At 65.1% G+C, this 15,484-nt stretch carries 19 protein-coding genes; 5 read left to right on the top strand and 14 right to left on the bottom strand.

Annotation, left to right across the window (positions count from 1 at the left end; translation table 11 throughout):
* Window positions 1-11 precede the first annotated feature (11 nt).
* The gene (locus tag G4G71_RS25560) at window positions 12-323 is read right to left on the bottom strand and encodes a CcdB family protein (RefSeq protein ID WP_169941184.1); all 312 of its coding nucleotides are present in this window, start codon (window positions 321-323) and stop codon (window positions 12-14) included.
* Window positions 323-568 (bottom strand): type II toxin-antitoxin system CcdA family antitoxin, encoded by a 246-nt coding sequence (locus tag G4G71_RS25555; RefSeq protein WP_169941182.1) that lies wholly within the window; start codon window positions 566-568, stop codon window positions 323-325. The genes G4G71_RS25560 and G4G71_RS25555 overlap by 1 nt, the downstream gene beginning before the upstream one ends.
* Window positions 569-714: 146 nt before the next feature.
* Between G4G71_RS25555 and G4G71_RS25550 the strand changes: the two genes are divergently transcribed.
* On the top strand, window positions 715-1,242 hold the full coding sequence (locus G4G71_RS25550) for a hypothetical protein (protein WP_169941180.1): 528 nt from the start codon (window positions 715-717) through the stop codon (window positions 1,240-1,242).
* On the opposite strand, the gene G4G71_RS25545 is transcribed toward G4G71_RS25550, so the two are convergent.
* The 5 genes from G4G71_RS25545 to metG are packed head-to-tail and all read right to left on the bottom strand — an operon-like array spanning window position 1,236 to window position 5,951.
* The gene (locus G4G71_RS25545; RefSeq protein WP_169941178.1) at window positions 1,236-1,634 is read right to left on the bottom strand and encodes a DUF350 domain-containing protein; all 399 of its coding nucleotides are present in this window, start codon (window positions 1,632-1,634) and stop codon (window positions 1,236-1,238) included. The two genes, G4G71_RS25550 and G4G71_RS25545, sit on opposite strands and share 7 nt — an antisense overlap.
* Before the next feature lie 10 nt (window positions 1,635-1,644).
* Entirely contained in the window at window positions 1,645-2,760 is a 1,116-nt protein-coding gene (locus tag G4G71_RS25540; protein ID WP_169941176.1) for a glutathionylspermidine synthase family protein, read from the bottom strand.
* Window positions 2,760-3,089: a hypothetical protein gene (locus G4G71_RS25535; protein WP_169941174.1), complete on the bottom strand. Its 330-nt coding sequence runs from the start codon at window positions 3,087-3,089 to the stop codon at window positions 2,760-2,762. Before G4G71_RS25535 ends, G4G71_RS25540 begins: the two co-directional genes overlap by 1 nt.
* Complete coding sequence (locus G4G71_RS25530) at window positions 3,086-3,883, bottom strand: DUF4349 domain-containing protein (RefSeq protein ID WP_401038842.1); 798 nt, start codon at window positions 3,881-3,883, stop codon at window positions 3,086-3,088. Before G4G71_RS25530 ends, G4G71_RS25535 begins: the two co-directional genes overlap by 4 nt.
* Window positions 3,884-3,914: 31 nt before the next feature.
* A complete protein-coding gene (gene metG / locus G4G71_RS25525; RefSeq protein WP_169941169.1) occupies window positions 3,915-5,951 on the bottom strand; it encodes a methionine--tRNA ligase in 2,037 nt (678 codons plus the stop codon).
* 287 nt (window positions 5,952-6,238) lie between these two features.
* Here metG and apbC point away from each other — a divergent pair, with 287 nt between their 5' ends.
* Window positions 6,239-7,333, top strand: a complete 1,095-nt coding sequence (gene apbC / locus G4G71_RS25520; RefSeq protein ID WP_169941167.1) for an iron-sulfur cluster carrier protein ApbC — start codon at window positions 6,239-6,241, stop codon at window positions 7,331-7,333.
* Window positions 7,334-7,430: 97 nt separating this feature from the next.
* A complete protein-coding gene (gene dcd, locus G4G71_RS25515) occupies window positions 7,431-7,997 on the top strand; it encodes a dCTP deaminase (protein WP_017521037.1) in 567 nt (188 codons plus the stop codon).
* A gap of 133 nt (window positions 7,998-8,130) precedes the next feature.
* Here dcd and G4G71_RS25510 read toward each other — a convergent pair whose 3' ends face one another.
* The 4 genes from G4G71_RS25510 to G4G71_RS25495 all read right to left on the bottom strand — a co-directional run bounded on the left by G4G71_RS25510 (window position 8,131) and on the right by G4G71_RS25495 (window position 12,274).
* Window positions 8,131-8,673, bottom strand: a complete 543-nt coding sequence (locus G4G71_RS25510; RefSeq protein ID WP_169941165.1) for an AAA family ATPase — start codon at window positions 8,671-8,673, stop codon at window positions 8,131-8,133.
* A gap of 195 nt (window positions 8,674-8,868) precedes the next feature.
* The gene (locus G4G71_RS25505) at window positions 8,869-11,409 is read right to left on the bottom strand and encodes a penicillin acylase family protein (protein ID WP_169941164.1); all 2,541 of its coding nucleotides are present in this window, start codon (window positions 11,407-11,409) and stop codon (window positions 8,869-8,871) included.
* A 170-nt stretch (window positions 11,410-11,579) separates the two neighbouring features.
* Window positions 11,580-11,780, bottom strand: coding sequence for an SEC-C metal-binding domain-containing protein (locus G4G71_RS25500; RefSeq protein WP_024765232.1), 201 nt, complete (start codon window positions 11,778-11,780; stop codon window positions 11,580-11,582).
* A gap of 8 nt (window positions 11,781-11,788) precedes the next feature.
* A complete protein-coding gene (locus G4G71_RS25495; RefSeq protein ID WP_024765231.1) occupies window positions 11,789-12,274 on the bottom strand; it encodes an LEA/WHy family protein in 486 nt (161 codons plus the stop codon).
* A gap of 122 nt (window positions 12,275-12,396) precedes the next feature.
* Between G4G71_RS25495 and G4G71_RS25490 the strand changes: the two genes are divergently transcribed.
* Entirely contained in the window at window positions 12,397-12,957 is a 561-nt protein-coding gene (locus tag G4G71_RS25490) for a hypothetical protein (RefSeq protein WP_169941162.1), read from the top strand.
* On the opposite strand, the gene G4G71_RS25485 is transcribed toward G4G71_RS25490, so the two are convergent.
* From G4G71_RS25485 to G4G71_RS25475, 3 genes are all read right to left on the bottom strand, one after another.
* Entirely contained in the window at window positions 12,958-13,584 is a 627-nt protein-coding gene (locus G4G71_RS25485) for a trimeric intracellular cation channel family protein (RefSeq protein ID WP_024765229.1), read from the bottom strand.
* Between the two features lie 123 nt (window positions 13,585-13,707).
* A complete protein-coding gene (locus tag G4G71_RS25480) occupies window positions 13,708-14,181 on the bottom strand; it encodes a YchJ family protein (RefSeq protein WP_169941160.1) in 474 nt (157 codons plus the stop codon).
* 2 nt (window positions 14,182-14,183) lie between these two features.
* Entirely contained in the window at window positions 14,184-14,672 is a 489-nt protein-coding gene (locus tag G4G71_RS25475; protein ID WP_169941158.1) for a DUF6231 family protein, read from the bottom strand.
* Window positions 14,673-14,813: 141 nt separating this feature from the next.
* Here G4G71_RS25475 and G4G71_RS25470 point away from each other — a divergent pair, with 141 nt between their 5' ends.
* A complete protein-coding gene (locus tag G4G71_RS25470; RefSeq protein ID WP_024765226.1) occupies window positions 14,814-15,446 on the top strand; it encodes an OmpA family protein in 633 nt (210 codons plus the stop codon).
* The last annotated feature ends 38 nt before the right edge of the window (window positions 15,447-15,484 follow it).

The following is a 15,484-nucleotide window of genomic DNA, read 5'->3' as shown; positions in this document are numbered from 1 at the left end:
AACGTTCATGGTCAGATACCGCTGATCAGCAGGTCGATGGCGGCGATGATCTGCAGGCGCAGGTGCGCGAGGCTGCCCACCGGCTCGCCCAGTTCGCGGCGGGAGATACCGGCCATCTGCGGGGTCAGCAGCAGGAGCCGTTCTTCGCCCACGGTCACCTCCGGCATCAGCCGGTTGATGCCGGCCAGGCCCTTGGCACGGCTGAGTGGAATCACCATGCGCGTGTTCAGCGAGTCCAGCAGGTCGCTCTGCACGTCCAGCAGCAAGGGCATTGCCTCGCGGGTGCGCGGGTTGTCATTGCGGTAGAGGTCGAACTGCTTCATCAGAAGCTCCGTAGCCCATCACTGAACACGCCGTTTTCCTCGACGTGCTGGTTGTAGGTCTCGATGGCTTCGCGGTTCTGTTCCAGCCAGCGCTGGCCCAGGCGCTCCTTGACCACATCGGCCAGCGCCTCCTCGAGTACCGCCGAGAGGTTCACGTCCAGTTCGCGGGCCTGTTTCAGCAGGTCGCTGTTGAGGCTCAGGTTGGTGGCTTTCTTCGGCGCTTGAGGGTCGTAGGTCGTGTGCATGGGCACCTCCACGGTAGATGCGCATAGGTTATGCGCATAGGGTCGTATGGGCAATCTCGCCGATGGGAAATCTGTTGCGGCGCCGGGCCCGGCGGGAGGAATATCGGCGGCTGCCGAACCCGTCGGTTCCCTTCATGGAAGTCGCTATGCCCGCCCGCATACCTCGCAGTCTGGCTGTCCTCTGTCTGTTGCTATCCAGTGGCCTGGCGCATGCCGCGCCTTTCACCATCGCCGATCTGGTCAGCTGGCCGCGCATGACTGTGGCCGACTTCGCCTGTCTTCTGGAACAGCGCGCCGGTCACGCCGACGCACAGTTCAACTGCGCCGCCAGCAGGAAGCTGAGCAACTGGGGTGACGCCTGCCATGACACCGACCTCAGCTACGCCGGCCCGCAGTTGCCCGAAGCGCTGGCGCGGCAGCTGAATCCGCACATCACGGCCGTGGACCTGGACTGGGAATATGGGCGCCTGCAGTCGGTCAACGTCACCTTCGACAAGATCATGACCGCGGAAGAAGTCGCGGACATCTTCCCGGACGTGAACCTGGAAGACCCGACGTCACGGGAAAACCTGAGCAACGCCTCGCTGCAGGACTGCGCCGAAGACGCCTCCTGCCTCTACCTGGAAGGCTTCGAGCACCTGGGCGGCGGCGATGTGGACTGCGACGCTCAGTAGGTCATGCAGGCAGCGTTGAGCAGCCCCACGCACAGCGAGGCGCCGCCGAGGAACACGCCGTGGGCCAGGGTGTTGTCGGCAATGCCGCCCTTGAGCTCCGGCACCAGGCGCGACAGCCCGAGGAATACCAGCACCTGCACCAGCATGGCGATCGCGCCCCAGATCAGCATGTCGATGATGCTGACGCTGTGGGCGATGGCGCTTGCCAGCGGCAGGGCGAAGCCGAGCAAGGTGCCGACCAGCGCCACGGCGGCACTGAGGTTGCCCTGGCGGATCAGCTGGATTTCCGCATAGGGCGTCAGGCGGATGTAGAGGCTGGTGAACAGGCCGAACAGGCCAATGGCCGCGGCGAAATACGCGAGGAAGTTGGGCAGGGTCTGCAGCAGGTTCATGGCAAATCCTTCAGACGAAATAGTGGGGGACGAAGCGGCTGCTGTCGCGGGTGATGGCACTGGCGTCCTCGCGGATGCCCAGGCCGGCGGCCTGGCCGTCGATCACCCAGCAGCCGAGTACGGCGTAGTTGCCTTCGTGGTTGGCCAGCGGTGCGTAGCCCTGGTAGACGCAGGGCGCGTCGGTGTGGGGGCCGTCGCTTTCCAGCTGCAGATCGCCGGCGACGATGCGGATGTTCTCGCCCTCACGCGAATACAGCGGCTTGCGCACGTAGGCGCCGGGGATGTCCTGGCGGTAGCTGGCCGGTAGCAGGTTCGGATGGCCGGGGTTGAGCTTCCAGAGGATTGGCAGCATGGCCTTGCTCGACATCAGCAGCTTCCAGGCCGGTTCCAGGAAGCGCACATCACTGCGTTCCAGGTGCTCGGCGAAGCTGTCCTGCAGCAGCCATTCCCAAGGGTAGAGCTTGAAGCAGTGACGGATGTCCTGCTCGTACTGGTCGATGAAGGTGCCGCGCGCGGCGTGGTGGCCGATGAACTCCAGCGGCAGGTAGCGCGTCGGCAGGCCGGCCTGGTGCGCAGTGTCGAGCAGGTAGAGGACGTTGCCGGTGTCTTCCTCGTGGCCGTCGATGGCGGTGAAGTGCAGCGTGCCGTCGGGGGCGATGGCCTTCCAGCGCGCGATCAGCTTCTCGTGCAGCGAGTTGAACTGGTCGGCGGCCGGGTTCACGTCGTTCAGCCATTGCCACTGCACCACGCTGGCTTCCAGCAGGCCTGTGGGGGTATCGGCGTTGTACTCCAGCATCTTTGGTGGGCCTTCGCCGTTCCAGGCGAAGTCGAAGCGGCCATAGAGGCTCGGGTCCTGGCGCTGCCAGGAGCGGATGATTTCCTCGCGGGCACCCGGCGGCAGCTGGAAGGGCTCGAAGTGGCCGGTGCGGATCACCCATTCCACGCATTCCAGGTAGCGCTGGTGCAGGTCTTCGCTGGCGGCCTCCAGCGTTTCGATCTGTTCGAGGCTGAACTCGTAGGCCACCGACTCGTCCCAGTACAGGCCGTCGATGCTATGGAAGGTGAAGCCGACCGCTTCACAGCGCTCGCGCCAGTCGGGGCGCGGCGTCATCGCCAGGCGACGCATCAGCCGCCCCCGGAGAAACGCGCGCCGGAGTGGCCGAAGCCACCACGGGTGACCAGCTGCCGCGACTGTACCTGGTAGGTTTGCGCCGTCTTCGGCCGTGAACCTTCCTCGTAGCTCGGCCCGCGATAACGACCGGAACTGCTGCCGCCGTAGCTTCCGCCGCTGCTGCTGGCAGATTCCGGCTCGCAAGCGTTAGGCGTGTTGCCCCAGTCCTTCAGGCAGTCCTCGCGGTTGGCGTAGAGGTCGCGGTACACCGGGTTGTGGTGCAGCACGCTGTAGAGCACCCCGCCGGTGAGCAGGGTGGTGAAGACGATGTTGGATTTCTTCATGCTTTGTTCGCGGCGCGCCTGGAACCGAGTTTTCGCCACAACCAGCGCAGGATCAGGCCGGCGACCAGCAGCACGACCAGCAGCGGCAGGCCGAAGGCGGCGACCTGGATGGCATTGACGGTGCCGTCGGTGAGCTCGTCCAGCGAGTTGCCGAAGGCCTTGCCGATGCGTGACCAGCGCCCGGTCGGCTGGTATTCGCTGGAGAAATCCAGGGTCAGCAGGTTGGTGGCGATGCGTCGTTGCTGCTGGGCGGAGTCCTGGCGGGCGGCCTGCAATTGCTGCTCGACTTCGGCGGTGGCCTTGGCCAGGGCCAGCAGGTCGCTGACGCTCATGTCCTTGCGGCCCTGGAAGCCTTGCAGGGTCTGGTACTCACGCTCCAGGCGCTCGCGCAGCTGCTGGTTGTCGCTCACCGCCTGGGCGAGGTCTTCGGCCTGGGTGCGGCGGCTTTGCAGTTGGCCGCCTTCGGCCGCGAGGGCGACGAGCTTTTCCACACCTTCGGGGACGATGCGAACCACGAGATGCGCGTTGCGCATCTGGCTGTCGCCGCTCTGCTCGATGGCGATCAGCTCGCAGGGGCCGAAACGGACCTGGGTGCAGGCATCGCGGGAGGCGGCCAGCTGCGCGTCGATACGCTCGCTGGCCAGGCGGATGCCGACCTGGTGTTCATAGGCGAGGAAGGAACCGGCCTTCGCCGCTTCCCCCTGGAAAGCGGCGCCGGAACCGGCAGCGTGCTCCGAGGGAGCGCCGCAGCCGGCGAGGGCGGCGCTCAGGGCGAGCGCTGCCCAGTGGTGCAGTTTCATCGATGGCCTCCTTGCCGTCCGATGCTTACTTGACGCGCTGGCCCGGCTTGGCGCCGCTGTCCGGGCTGAGCAGGTAGATTTCTTCACCACCGGGGCCGGCGGCCAGGACCATGCCCTCGGAGACGCCGAACTTCATCTTGCGCGGGGCCAGGTTGGCCACGTACAGGGTCAGGCGGCCTTCGAGCTTGCTTGGGTCCGGGTAGGCGCTCTTGATGCCGGAGAACACGTTGCGCTTCTCGTCGCCGATGTCCAGGGACAGGCGCAGCAGCTTGTCGGCGCCTTCGACGAACTCGCACTTCTCGATCAGCGCGATGCGCAGGTCGACGGCGGCGAAGGCGTCGAAGTTGATTTCCGCGGCGAGCGGGTCCTTGGTCAGTTCACCGTTGCCCGCAGGTTTCGGGGCGCTGGCGAGGAGGTCTTCCTTGGAGGCTTCGATCATGGCTTCGATTTTCGCGGGCTCGATACGGGTCATCAGCGGGTTGAACGGGTTCAGTTGGTGATTGGCCAGCAGTTGCTCGTGGTCGGCCCATTTCAGCGGGGCGACGTTGAGGAAGGCTTCGGCGGCAACGGCCAGCTTCGGCAGTACGGGCTTGAGGAAGATCACCAGCTGGCGGAACAGGTTCACGCCCAGGGCGCAGATCGCCTGGACTTCGTCCTGCTTGCCTTCCTGCTTGTTCAGCGACCAGGGCGCCTTGTCGGCGATCCAGGCGTTGGCCTGGTCGGCCAGGGCCATGATCTCGCGCATGGCGCGGCCGAAGTCACGGGCTTCGTAGGCGGCGGCGATGCTCGGCGCCGCGTCCTTGAAGGCCTGGGCCAGTTCCGGCGCGGGGTTGGCGTCCACCAGCAGGCCGTTGTTGCCCTTGTGGATGAAGCCGGCGCAACGGCTGGCGATGTTCACTACCTTGCCGACCAGGTCGGAGTTGACCTTCTGCACGAAGTCCTCAAGGTTCAGGTCGAGGTCGTCCACGCCGCGGCCCAGCTTGGAGGCGTAGTAGTAGCGCAGGTATTCCGGGTCCAGGTGATCCAGGTAGGTGCGCGCCTTGACGAAGGTGCCGCGCGACTTGGACATCTTCTGGCCATTGACGGTCAGGTAGCCGTGCACGTTCAGCGCGGTCGGCTTGCGGTAGCCGGCGCCTTCGAGCATGGCCGGCCAGAACAGCGCGTGGAAGTTGACGATGTCCTTGCCGATGAAGTGGTACAGCTCGGCGTCGGAGCCCTGCTTCCAGTAGGCGTCGAAGTCCAGCTCCGGACGGCGTGCGCAGAGGTTCTTGAAGCTGGCCATGTAACCGATCGGCGCGTCCAGCCAGACGTAGAAGTACTTGCCCGGCGCATCGGGGATCTCGAAGCCGAAGTAGGGCGCGTCGCGGGAGATGTCCCACTCCTGCAGGCCGGAATCCAGCCATTCGGCGAGCTTGTTGGCCACCGACTCCTGCAGGGCGCCGCTGCGGGTCCACTGCTGCAGCATGGCCTGGAAGTCAGGGAGCTTGAAGAAATAGTGCAGCGACTCCTTGAGCACCGGGGTGGCGCCGGAGATCGCCGATTTCGGGTCCTTCAGCTCGGTGGGCGAGTAAGTCGCGCCGCAGGATTCGCAGTTGTCGCCGTACTGGTCGGCGGTGCCGCACTTGGGGCAGGTGCCCTTGATGAAGCGGTCGGCCAGGAACATCTGCCTTTCCGGGTCGAAGTACTGGGTCACCGGGCGGGTGGCGATGTGGCCGGCGTCGCGCAGCTTCAGGTAGATGGCCGAGGACAGCTCGCGGTTCTCTTCCGAGTGGGTCGAGTGGTAGTTGTCGAACTCCACCAGGAAGTCGGCGAAATCGCCCATGTGCTCGGCGCGCACGCCGTCGATCAGTTGCTCGGAGGTGATGCCTTCGCGCTCGGCGCGCAGCATGATGGCCGAACCGTGGGCATCGTCCGCGCACACGTACACCGCCTGGTTGCCACGCATCTTCTGGAAGCGAACCCAGATGTCGGTCTGGATGTACTCCAGCATGTGACCGAGGTGGATCGAACCATTGGCGTAGGGCAGGGCGCTGGTGACGAGGATCTTGCGGGCTTCGGACATGATGATCGGCCGTTCCGGTTAAAACGAGGGAATCGGCAACTATATAGGGCTGGGGCGAAATTTTCATCCGCGGGCCGCCTGGCTGTGGAGGCGTTCGTCCTTGAACCATGGGCGCTTGGACTGTTCGCGAGCAAGCTCGCTCCTACAGATTCGTGCCGCTCCTGCCTGCTTTTCGTAGGAGCGAGCTTGCTCGCGAACCCGGCCTACCCCTGATGATACCGAGCAAGGGGCGGACGAGAGGCGTAAGATGCCCGCCTATTCTGCTCAGTCTTTCATCGGGAGTACCCATGAGCGCCGTTACCCGTGCCACTGTGGAGGCCGTCCTCCGCCAGATCAACGACCCCCACACCGGCCAGAACCTGCTGGACGCCGGCTACCTGCACGAGCTGGACATCCAGGGCGGACGTGTCTCGCTGACCCTGGAGCTGGGGTACGCCGCCGGCCTGTTCAGGAATGGCCTGGCGCAGACCGTGCAGATGGCCCTGGAAGCGCTGGACGGCGTCGACTCGGCCCAGGTCAGGGTGGAAACCCACATCGCCGCGCACAAGGCCCAGGCCCAGGTGCCGGGCATGAGCAACGTGAAGAACATCATCGCCGTGGCCTCCGGCAAGGGCGGCGTGGGCAAGTCCACCACCGCCGCGAACCTCGCGCTGGCGCTGGCCCGCGAAGGTGCCAAGGTCGGCATCCTCGACGCCGACATCTATGGCCCGAGCCAGGGCATCATGTTCGGTATCCCCGAAGGCACCCGGCCGAAGATTCGCGACCAGAAGTGGTTCATCCCGCTGGAAGCCCACGGCGTGGAAGTCATGTCCATGGCCTTCCTCACCGACGACAACACCCCGGTGGTCTGGCGCGGCCCGATGGTTTCCGGTGCGCTGATCCAACTGATCACCCAGACCGCCTGGAACGACCTGGATTACCTGGTCATCGATATGCCGCCGGGTACCGGCGACATCCAGCTGACCCTCGCGCAGAAGGTCCCGGTGGCCGGTGCGGTGATCGTCACCACTCCGCAGGACCTGGCCCTGCTGGACGCCAAGAAGGGCGTGGAAATGTTCCGCAAGGTCAACATCCCGGTGCTGGGCGTGGTGGAGAACATGGCTGTGCACATCTGCTCCAACTGCGGCCATGCCGAGCACCTGTTCGGCGAAGGCGGCGGCGAGAAGCTGGCGGCGCAGTTCGGCGTCGACCTGCTGGCCTCGCTGCCGTTGTCCATGGCCATCCGCATGCAGGCCGACGGCGGCAAGCCCACTGTGGTTGCCGACCCGGAAAGCCAGCTGGCGATGATCTACCAGGAAACCGCGCGCTGTGTCGGCGCCCGCATCGCCCTGAGCGAGAAGGCCGCGCCGGCCATGCCGAATATTTCCATCAGCGACGATTGAAGGCGCGACAATGCCACCGGGCGCGCCCCTTTGCCGGCTGGCGCGCCTGCCGGTAAGATTCGCCTTCTTTTTTCAACCGCCGCACAGGACACCCGCCATGAGCATCAAATCGGACAAGTGGATTCGCCGCATGGCTCAGGAGCACGGCATGATCGAGCCGTTCGTCGAGCGCCAGATTCGCGGTGCCGATGACAGCCGGGTGATTTCCTACGGCGTTTCCAGCTACGGCTACGACGTGCGCTGCGCCGCAGAATTCAAGGTGTTCACCAACATTCACTCGGCGGTGGTCGATCCGAAGAACTTCGATGAGAAGAGCTTCGTGGACATCAACAGCGACGTCTGCATCATCCCGCCGAACTCCTTCGCCCTGGCCCGCACCGTCGAGTACTTCCGCATCCCGCGTGACGTGCTGACCATTTGCCTGGGCAAGAGCACCTATGCGCGCTGCGGCATTATCGTCAACGTGACCCCGCTGGAACCGGAGTGGGAAGGCCACGTGACCCTTGAGTTCTCCAACACCACCAACCTGCCGGCGAAGATCTACGCCCACGAAGGCGTGGCGCAGATGCTGTTCCTGCAGTCGGACGAAGCCTGCGAAGTCTCCTACCGTGATCGTGGCGGCAAGTACCAGGGCCAGACCGGCGTCACCCTGCCCAAGGCCTGATCGCCCTCCGCGTCATGAAGAACCGGGCCTTGGCCCGGTTTTTTATTGAAACGAAGAACCTGTAGGAGCGAGCTTGCTCGCGAACGCCCGGCTCGATTCCCTCGGGGGGAAAGGTTCGCGAGCAAGCTCGCTCCTACAAAGGGCAGTGCGCCAGGACGAACGCCGCGCGCTCCTGCGGACTGCACAGCGGCAACTCCAGCAGCCGATACCCCAATTCCTCATACACCTTGGCCATCACCGCCGCCGTTCGCTGCGCCTCGGCGAAGCCCTGCCGACGTTCGGCATCGTTGCGGTAGATGGCTTGCCACGCGGGCGCGAGGAACACGGTTGGTGCGTAGCGCAGTTGCTGCGCGGCGGCTTCCAGCTCGTCCGTCATCGGCAGGCCGCAGAGCCGTGCATACCCCAGCACATCCACTAGACCGCGATCGAACAGCCACTGGCCACCCGCATCGAGCGCTCGCTCGCGAGTCGTCAGTGCGTGCTCGAACATTTCCCGGCAGAAGGCCTCCCGGTTCGCCCACGGCAGCGCATCGCCGCCACGAGCCCGTTGCTCGCGGATGATGGCTCGGCCGCCTTCCGCGACGATGTTCAGGCCGTGATGGCGGTGCAGGTGCTCGAGCAGCGTGCTCTTGCCGGCGCCGGGGCCGCCGGTGATGACGATCAGGGATTCGGACATGGCGATGACTCCTGGGAAAGGATGCGGGGGAGTACCAGCCGGGTAAGGTCTCGCAGGAAGGAAATGCAGCGGAGGAGAGGCGGGAAAAAAGAAAGGCACCCAAGGGGTGCCTGAATATGATCATGGAGTAAGTCGACAATTCTGATTCCAGGACGGGAAGCAAGTTCCCGGCGCCCGGAAATATTTTTCAGATCATCACTTTTCGGGCACCAGCGTCAGGCGCTTCACGCCGTAGACCTTCTCCAGGTTCTGCGACTGGAAGGGGAAGCTCATATAGTTGCCCTTCAGCCAGGCGTCGATGCCGTCTGCGTAGTGCGGGCTGGCCGGGTTGCCGGACTGGCCGCTGCTGTTGAGGCCGATCATCGGCTCGCTCTGGCCGAAATCGACGACCAGGCGCATGGCCGGGATCAGCCAGGTGTTGAAGTCCTGTCCCCAGTGGTAGGCCGAGACGTTCAGCGTGCTGTGGTCGCCGCCGGCCGGGTAGGGGCCGCGATCCAGGTAGCCCTTGATCGCGCTCAGGCTGGCGCGCTCGCCGGCACTGAGGTTGGGCGCCATCTTGGTGCTGTCGCTGACCCACTCGTAGGTATGCAGCTTGCCCCACTGCCAGGCGTGGCGGTCGCTGCCCAGTTTCTGCTCGCAGAAGGCGGTGGCGGCGGCCAGGCTGCGGGCGAGGATCGCCGGCTTGTCTTCCTTCTGCGGGGTGCGGGTGTCATCCCAGAACGGGCTGTCGTCGCGCCCCAGCAGGTGGTCGGCCTGGGCCGAATAGGAGAGGTTGGCGGTCTCGACGAAGGCTTCCCAGGACGGGCTGTCTTCCGGACCCAGCTCGTCGAGGAAGATCTGTTTGCTGCTCTCCTGCAGGAAGGCCTCGTACAGGGCGGCGTCGCCGGAGGTGGCCGAGAGCTTGCCGTCGAACGCCATGATCCGGTCCAGCGCTTCGCGGGCGCGGGCACGCTGGTCGGCGGGCAGGGCGTCGATGGCTTTCTTCAGCGGCTGCGCCATGCCCGGTGCATCGAACATGGCCTGCAGCTTGCCGGCGAAGGGCGTGGTCTGGTCGTACTGCATGGCGATCATGCTGCGGTAGTCGTGGCTCTTGCTGCCGCCAGCGAGCTGGGCGATGCGCTCGTAGCGCTCCGGGTAGTACCAGGAACTGGACAGCTGCGCGCCGTAGCCCGGCTGCACGCTGCGGTGATTGGCGGTGCCCAGCCAGCCTTGCTGCGGGTCCTGGTCGGACGGGTGCAGGATCGGATCGGCGTAGCCGTCCCAGTCGTAGCGGCCGTCCCAGCCGGGCGAAGGCAGCAGGCCGCGGCCTTCCTTGCGGTTGGGGAAGCGCCCGGTGACCTGCCAGCCGATGTGTTTCTCGTCGGCGAACACGATGTTCAGTGCCATGGCGCGCACGTCGCTGGTGGCGTCGAAGGCCTGCTCGACGTTCTTCGCGCGGGACAGGTCGAAGAAGGCGTCGAGGGTGCGGTCGGTCTCGCCCTGGATGCTCTGGTAGGCGATGCCGTAGCCGCTGGACAGCGGCAGCGGTTGCAGGTCGTGCTTGCGTTCGCCCAGGGCGCTGTTGAGCAACGGGCCGTGGCGGGTCTCGTAGATGACTTCGCGGATCGGGCTCTGGCCCTTGATGAAGAAGGTTTCATTGCGCTCGATCGCCGGTTTCCACTGGCCATCGGCGAGGTAGTAGAGCTTGCTGCCCTGGCGCTTCACCTGTTCGAGGAAGAGGTCCTGGTTGTCGCCCATGACCATGGTCATGCCCCAGGCCAGCTTGCCGTTGAAACCGGCGACCACGCCCGGCACGCCGGCGATGGAGACGCCCGCGGCGTTGTATTTCGGCGAGCGGATCTGCACATAGTTCCACACCGAGGGCATGGACAGCGGCAGGTGGGTATCGTTGGCCAGGATGCTCTTGCCGCTGCGCGTGCGCTGCGGGGCGATGGCCCAGTTGTTGGAGGCGGCGACGCCCATCATCTGCAGGGCGGCGACCTGGCCTGCGGCGCGATCCAGGGCGTCGAGGCCGGCGATCCTGCCGTCCAGGCGCAGGCCCTTGAGTTTGTCCGCTTCCTCGAAGGGCAGCGCTTCGTCCGGGTAGATCGGCGTCAGCCAGGGCAGCTTGTCGGCACCGACTTTCTGCGCGAGCACCAGAGAGGCGATTTCTTCCTGCAGGTTCACCGCCAGGCCGAAGTTCAGCAGGCTGAAGACCAGTGCGGAGTCTTCCGGCTTCCAGTACTCGGGGCGATAGCCGGACTCGGCAAGGTCCATCGGCAGCTTGTCGCGGTAGCGGTACAGGTAGGCGTTGACGCCGCGCGCGTAAGTCTCGAAGAAGCGCTTGAGGCGCGGCGAGGCACCGGCGTAGAGGGCGTCCGCCGCCTTCTTCAGGTTCACCGTGCGCATGAAGCGGTCGGTTTCCAGGGCACCGGGGCCGACCATTTCCGACAGGCGACCCTGGGCCATCAGGCGCAGGCCGACCATCTGGCTGATGCGGTCGCTGGCGTGCACGTAACCGAGGGTGAACAGCGCGTCGTGGAAGGTGCTGGTCTCGATCAGCGGCATGCCCAGGCTGTTGCGGCGGATCGACACGTTGTCAGCCAGGCCCTTGATCGGCTGCACGCCATAGCTGGGTGGCAGGCTGTCGGAATAGCGGTCATTCAGCCAGCCCTGGCAGCCGGTAAGGCTGACAGCGGCAGTGACGGTGGCGGCAAGGCCGAAGCTGGGAAGCCGGCGGAAGGCACGCGGGGCCATGGGGATGTGCTCCTGCACAAAGAGGGTCGCGGAAAAGGCGCTACGTTAGTGAGCCGAGGATAGCTGTGCAAGCCGCGCGCGGCGGGATTTTCAGCAGCCGACGAATAGTTGGGCCAGACAGCAGAAGGCCCGCGCTCGGCGGGCCTTCGGGGCAGTGCTCGAAGCCTGGGTCAGGCGCCGTGGCACTTCTTGTACTTGCTGCCGCTGCCGCAGGGGCACGGATCGTTGCGGCCCACATCCTTGAGCGGGTTACGCGCAGGCTCGTGGCTGTGGTTGCAGTGCGGGCCGTGCACGTGGCCATGGTCATGGTGGTGGTCATGATCGTGGTCGTGGTTGCAGTTCGGACCGTGTACGTGGGGTTCCTGGCTCATGGTGACGCTCACTCGGGGATGAAATCGCCGGGAATTATCTCGCCATTGCGCGCGATGTGCACGCTCTGTCCGAACAGCAGGCCGGTCTTCACTTCGCCGTCGAGGCGGTAGCGGATGGGCTTGTCCGGGTCTTCCAGCAGCTTGACGATGTACTTCATGTGCCGCCAGAGGTTGGTGGTCACCGGGACTTCGAAGGTTTCGTGGCCGTTGGCCGGCACTGTGAACCAGTTATTCGACTCGCCTTCGGCCAGGTCGATATCGTTCAGCTTGACCTTGTAGGCCAGGCCGCGAACCGGGAGGCTGAAATCATTCGGGTTGTCGATGCGGAAATGCAGGACGAACTCCTGCTCCAGCAAACGAGCTTTCACGACGTCGACTTTCTGCAGCTTCACGTCGGGTTGCTCGAAATTACCTGTCATCCAGCCGCAGCCCGAAACAAGGCTGAACAGCCAGCACAGGCTGAGAATTCTTATCATTTGCGCCTGATAATTCATGTCTACCCCTCAAGACGCCCCAGTGTACCAAGCACCTGCTCGGCCGCAAGTTGTTGTTACGTTAAAAGAAGCTGCACCATACTGGCCGAATGTAACCGGCGGGTTAACACAGGAGAGTGAAGATGAGCCGTTATGAAATCGCGTTCTCGGGGCAGACTATTCCGGGTGCTCAGCTCGATACGGTGAAAGCCAACCTGGCCAGGCTGTTCCAGGCCGACGCCCAGCGCATCGAGTTGCTGTTCTCCGGGCGCCGCATGGTGATCAAGAACAACCTCGACGCCGAGGCGGCGGAAAAGTACCGCAGCGTGATCGAACGCGCCGGCGCCGTTGTCGAGGTGGTCGACATGGACGCGCAGATCGAGGAGATCGAGCTGGCTCCGCCGCCGCCGGCCGAGCCGGTTGGCGCCGCGGGACAGCCGGCAGCACCTGCCTCCGGAGCGCAGGGACGCCTGAAAGTAGCGCCGCGCGACGAGTACATGGCCGCTTTCGCCGATGTGGAGGCGCCGGATTTCGGCCTCGCCCCGGTAGGCGCCGACCTGCAGGACGAGAAGCCCGAGGCCGCGGCGCCGCGCGTGGACCTCAGCCAGTTCAGCGTCGCCCCGGTGGGCAGCGACATGGGCCAGGCCAAGCCCGCGCCGGCAGGGCCTGCGCCGGATACCAGCCACCTCAAGCTGCAGGACTGATCAGTCGCCCTGGTGCGGGTCGTCCTTGTAGACGAACTTGGGCATTTCCCAGCGGAAGCGGATCGCCAGCATGCGGAACAGGAAGCCGGCGAACAGGGTGATCAGCATGGCCTGCTCCTTGGGCAGGTCGATCTGCAGGCAGATCAGGTAGCACCAGGCGCTGGCGAAGGACACGCTGGCGTATAGCTCGCGGCGGAAGATCAGCGGTACGTCGTTGCAGAAGATGTCCCGCAGGATGCCGCCGAAGACCCCGGTGATCACGCCGCTCACGGCAGCGATCAGCAGGCTGTGGCCCATCTCCAGGCTGACCTGGCAACCGATCAGGGTGAAGGCCACCAGGCCCACGGCGTCGAGCGCGAGGAACATCGAGCGCAGGTGGCGCATCAGCGGGGCGATGAACACGGTGACCAGTGCGGCGCCAGCGGTGAGCGCCAGGTACTCCGGGTGGCGCACCCAGGTCAGCGGGTAATGGCCCAGCAGCATGTCGCGCACCGAGCCGCCGCCCAGGGCGGTGACGCAGGCCACCAGCACCACGCCGAACAGGTCCATGCTGCGCCGGCCGGCGGACAGCGCGCCGGTCATGGCTTCGGCGGTGATGGCGATGATGTAGAGAACGGTCAGCAGCATGGCGAGGTCCGGCAGGAGTAGCCGGTGCGGCGAATCACCACCGCCCCGGAAAAAAGCGCGGATTCTAGCCCAGACACCGAACGCCCCCAAGGGGGGCGAGTTGGCGTCTCACTCGATCCTGTCCTACTCAATCCAGGGCCCGCAGCATTTCTTCAGCTTGCCGCCGGCGCCGCAGGGGCAGGGGTCGTTGCGCCCCAGCTTCATCGGCACGGTGGGGTCGAGGAAGTACCAGCGGCCGTCGCGCTGGACGAATCCCGAGCATTCGCGGTGGCTGTGCTCGCCGCCAGCGTCGTGCCAGCGCGCGATGAAGGTCACCCGGGCGTGCTCCGGCTGGCCGCCGAGCACTTCGTGATTGACCACTTCCAAACCCAGCCAGGTGCTGCCCAGGCTCCAGGTACGGATGGCCTCCAGGTCCAGCCCCTGCTGCTGGGCCGGCAGCGTCGTGTCGCGCAGGTAATCCACCAGGCCCAGCGCGTAGGCACTGTAGCGCGAGCGCATCAGTGCCTCTGCGGTGGGGGCCGCGACGCCGGCATGGAAGCGCCCGCAGCAGTCCGGTAATGGACGGCCGCTGCCGCAGGGGCAGGTCGGTTCGATCATGGTCACCACCAGTACTTCCCAAAATTCTCCGGATTGGCCCAGAACTTCGCGTTGAGCCAGTCCGGGACCTGTTTGTATTCGTGCAGATCGTAGGTGAACAGGGTGATCACCTGGGCATCGCGCTGGAAGCGCTCGCTGGCCTGCATGGCCAGGGCGTAGAAGTCCGCATCCTGTGCCTGGGCGGCGTCGAGGTCGACCAGTACGGCCACGCGGCTGCTGTTGAGGTTGCGGATGCCGCCCACCAGTTGCTGTGCCTCGCGGCGCGGCAGGTGCTCCAGGCAGTCGGCCAGCAACGCCAGGTCGTAGCGCTGAGCGGCCAGCTCCGTTGGCAATGCGCCGGCATCGGCGTGGAACAGCTCGCAATCCGGATGCGCCGCGAGGAAGGCATCCACGGCCGGGATCTGGCTGGCGCCCACCAGCAGCAAACGCTGAGGTGCGTAGCGGTCGAGCAGGGCGGCGAGGGCTTGTTGCGGCGTGCGTGTCGAAATCATCGGGCTCGTCAAAAGGCGAAAAATAATGAACGAAGACTAGCGTGTGACACCCATATGGCCTAGTGCTGGCGCATTCTGTCAGTCACGTCTTTACTCGGTAATTGTCGGTCAAGACCCGATCATTAGAGGAGACATAACTTTATGAGCATCACAAGGACCGCTTTACCCCTGCTGCTGGTAAGCACGTTGCTCACCGGTTGCGCAGGGCTGCAGAAGTCCGATTGGCCGACTTGCGCCGTGGTTGGCGGTGTCGGTGGCGCAGGTCTGGGTTCCATCGAAAGCAGCGCCTGGGCCGGTTGGGGAGCCCTGATCGGTGGCGTGCTGGGTGCGTCCTACTGCTGGGTACATGGCGCCGCCGAACAAGTGGCCGAGGTTCCGCCGCCTGCGCCGGCTCCTGAGCCTGCTCCGGCCCCGCTGCCCAAGGAAGAGACCATCGTGGTGCGTGACCTGCACTTCGCCTTCGACTCGTCGAAGATCGATGCGCAGGACAAGGACAAGCTCGACACCATCGCTACCCGCCTGAAAGGCGAGGCCGCGAGCACCGAGCTGAACATCGGCGGCCATACCGACAGCATCGGTACCGACGCCTACAACCAGAAACTGTCCGAGCGCCGCGCCAACGCCGTGTCCAACTACCTGGTCGATGCCGGCGTACCTGCCAGCAGCATCAAGTCGGTGGTCGGTTATGGCGAGAGCCAGCCGGTCGCGGACAACAAGACCAAGGAAGGCCGCGCCGAGAACCGTCGCGTAGAGATCAAGATCACGCGTCAGTAAGTCGCTGTGATGTAGTCCGCAAAGGGGGCCTGGTGGCC

Source organism: Pseudomonas multiresinivorans (assembly GCF_012971725.1).
GTDB classification, from domain to species: domain Bacteria; phylum Pseudomonadota; class Gammaproteobacteria; order Pseudomonadales; family Pseudomonadaceae; genus Pseudomonas; species Pseudomonas multiresinivorans.
The sequence above is the reverse complement of the archived record's forward strand: the minus strand, read 5'-3'. Positions and strand labels throughout refer to the sequence as shown.

What these genes read in the sequence shown, in the direction of transcription:
- G4G71_RS25560 (WP_169941184.1), bottom strand. Translation starts at nt 323, where the DNA reads ATGAAGCAGTTCGACCTCTACCGCAATGACAACCCGCGCACCCGCGAG.
- G4G71_RS25555 (WP_169941182.1), bottom strand. Translation starts at nt 568, where the DNA reads ATGCACACGACCTACGACCCTCAAGCGCCGAAGAAAGCCACCAACCTG.
- G4G71_RS25550 (WP_169941180.1), top strand. Translation starts at nt 715, where the DNA reads ATGCCCGCCCGCATACCTCGCAGTCTGGCTGTCCTCTGTCTGTTGCTA.
- G4G71_RS25545 (WP_169941178.1), bottom strand. Translation starts at nt 1,634, where the DNA reads ATGAACCTGCTGCAGACCCTGCCCAACTTCCTCGCGTATTTCGCCGCG.
- G4G71_RS25540 (WP_169941176.1), bottom strand. Translation starts at nt 2,760, where the DNA reads ATGCGTCGCCTGGCGATGACGCCGCGCCCCGACTGGCGCGAGCGCTGT.
- G4G71_RS25535 (WP_169941174.1), bottom strand. Translation starts at nt 3,089, where the DNA reads ATGAAGAAATCCAACATCGTCTTCACCACCCTGCTCACCGGCGGGGTG.
- metG (WP_169941169.1), bottom strand. Translation starts at nt 5,951, where the DNA reads ATGTCCGAAGCCCGCAAGATCCTCGTCACCAGCGCCCTGCCCTACGCC.
- apbC (WP_169941167.1), top strand. Translation starts at nt 6,239, where the DNA reads ATGAGCGCCGTTACCCGTGCCACTGTGGAGGCCGTCCTCCGCCAGATC.
- dcd (WP_017521037.1), top strand. Translation starts at nt 7,431, where the DNA reads ATGAGCATCAAATCGGACAAGTGGATTCGCCGCATGGCTCAGGAGCAC.
- G4G71_RS25510 (WP_169941165.1), bottom strand. Translation starts at nt 8,673, where the DNA reads ATGTCCGAATCCCTGATCGTCATCACCGGCGGCCCCGGCGCCGGCAAG.
- G4G71_RS25505 (WP_169941164.1), bottom strand. Translation starts at nt 11,409, where the DNA reads ATGGCCCCGCGTGCCTTCCGCCGGCTTCCCAGCTTCGGCCTTGCCGCC.
- G4G71_RS25500 (WP_024765232.1), bottom strand. Translation starts at nt 11,780, where the DNA reads ATGAGCCAGGAACCCCACGTACACGGTCCGAACTGCAACCACGACCAC.
- G4G71_RS25495 (WP_024765231.1), bottom strand. Translation starts at nt 12,274, where the DNA reads ATGAATTATCAGGCGCAAATGATAAGAATTCTCAGCCTGTGCTGGCTG.
- G4G71_RS25490 (WP_169941162.1), top strand. Translation starts at nt 12,397, where the DNA reads ATGAGCCGTTATGAAATCGCGTTCTCGGGGCAGACTATTCCGGGTGCT.
- G4G71_RS25485 (WP_024765229.1), bottom strand. Translation starts at nt 13,584, where the DNA reads ATGCTGCTGACCGTTCTCTACATCATCGCCATCACCGCCGAAGCCATG.
- G4G71_RS25480 (WP_169941160.1), bottom strand. Translation starts at nt 14,181, where the DNA reads ATGATCGAACCGACCTGCCCCTGCGGCAGCGGCCGTCCATTACCGGAC.
- G4G71_RS25475 (WP_169941158.1), bottom strand. Translation starts at nt 14,672, where the DNA reads ATGATTTCGACACGCACGCCGCAACAAGCCCTCGCCGCCCTGCTCGAC.
- G4G71_RS25470 (WP_024765226.1), top strand. Translation starts at nt 14,814, where the DNA reads ATGAGCATCACAAGGACCGCTTTACCCCTGCTGCTGGTAAGCACGTTG.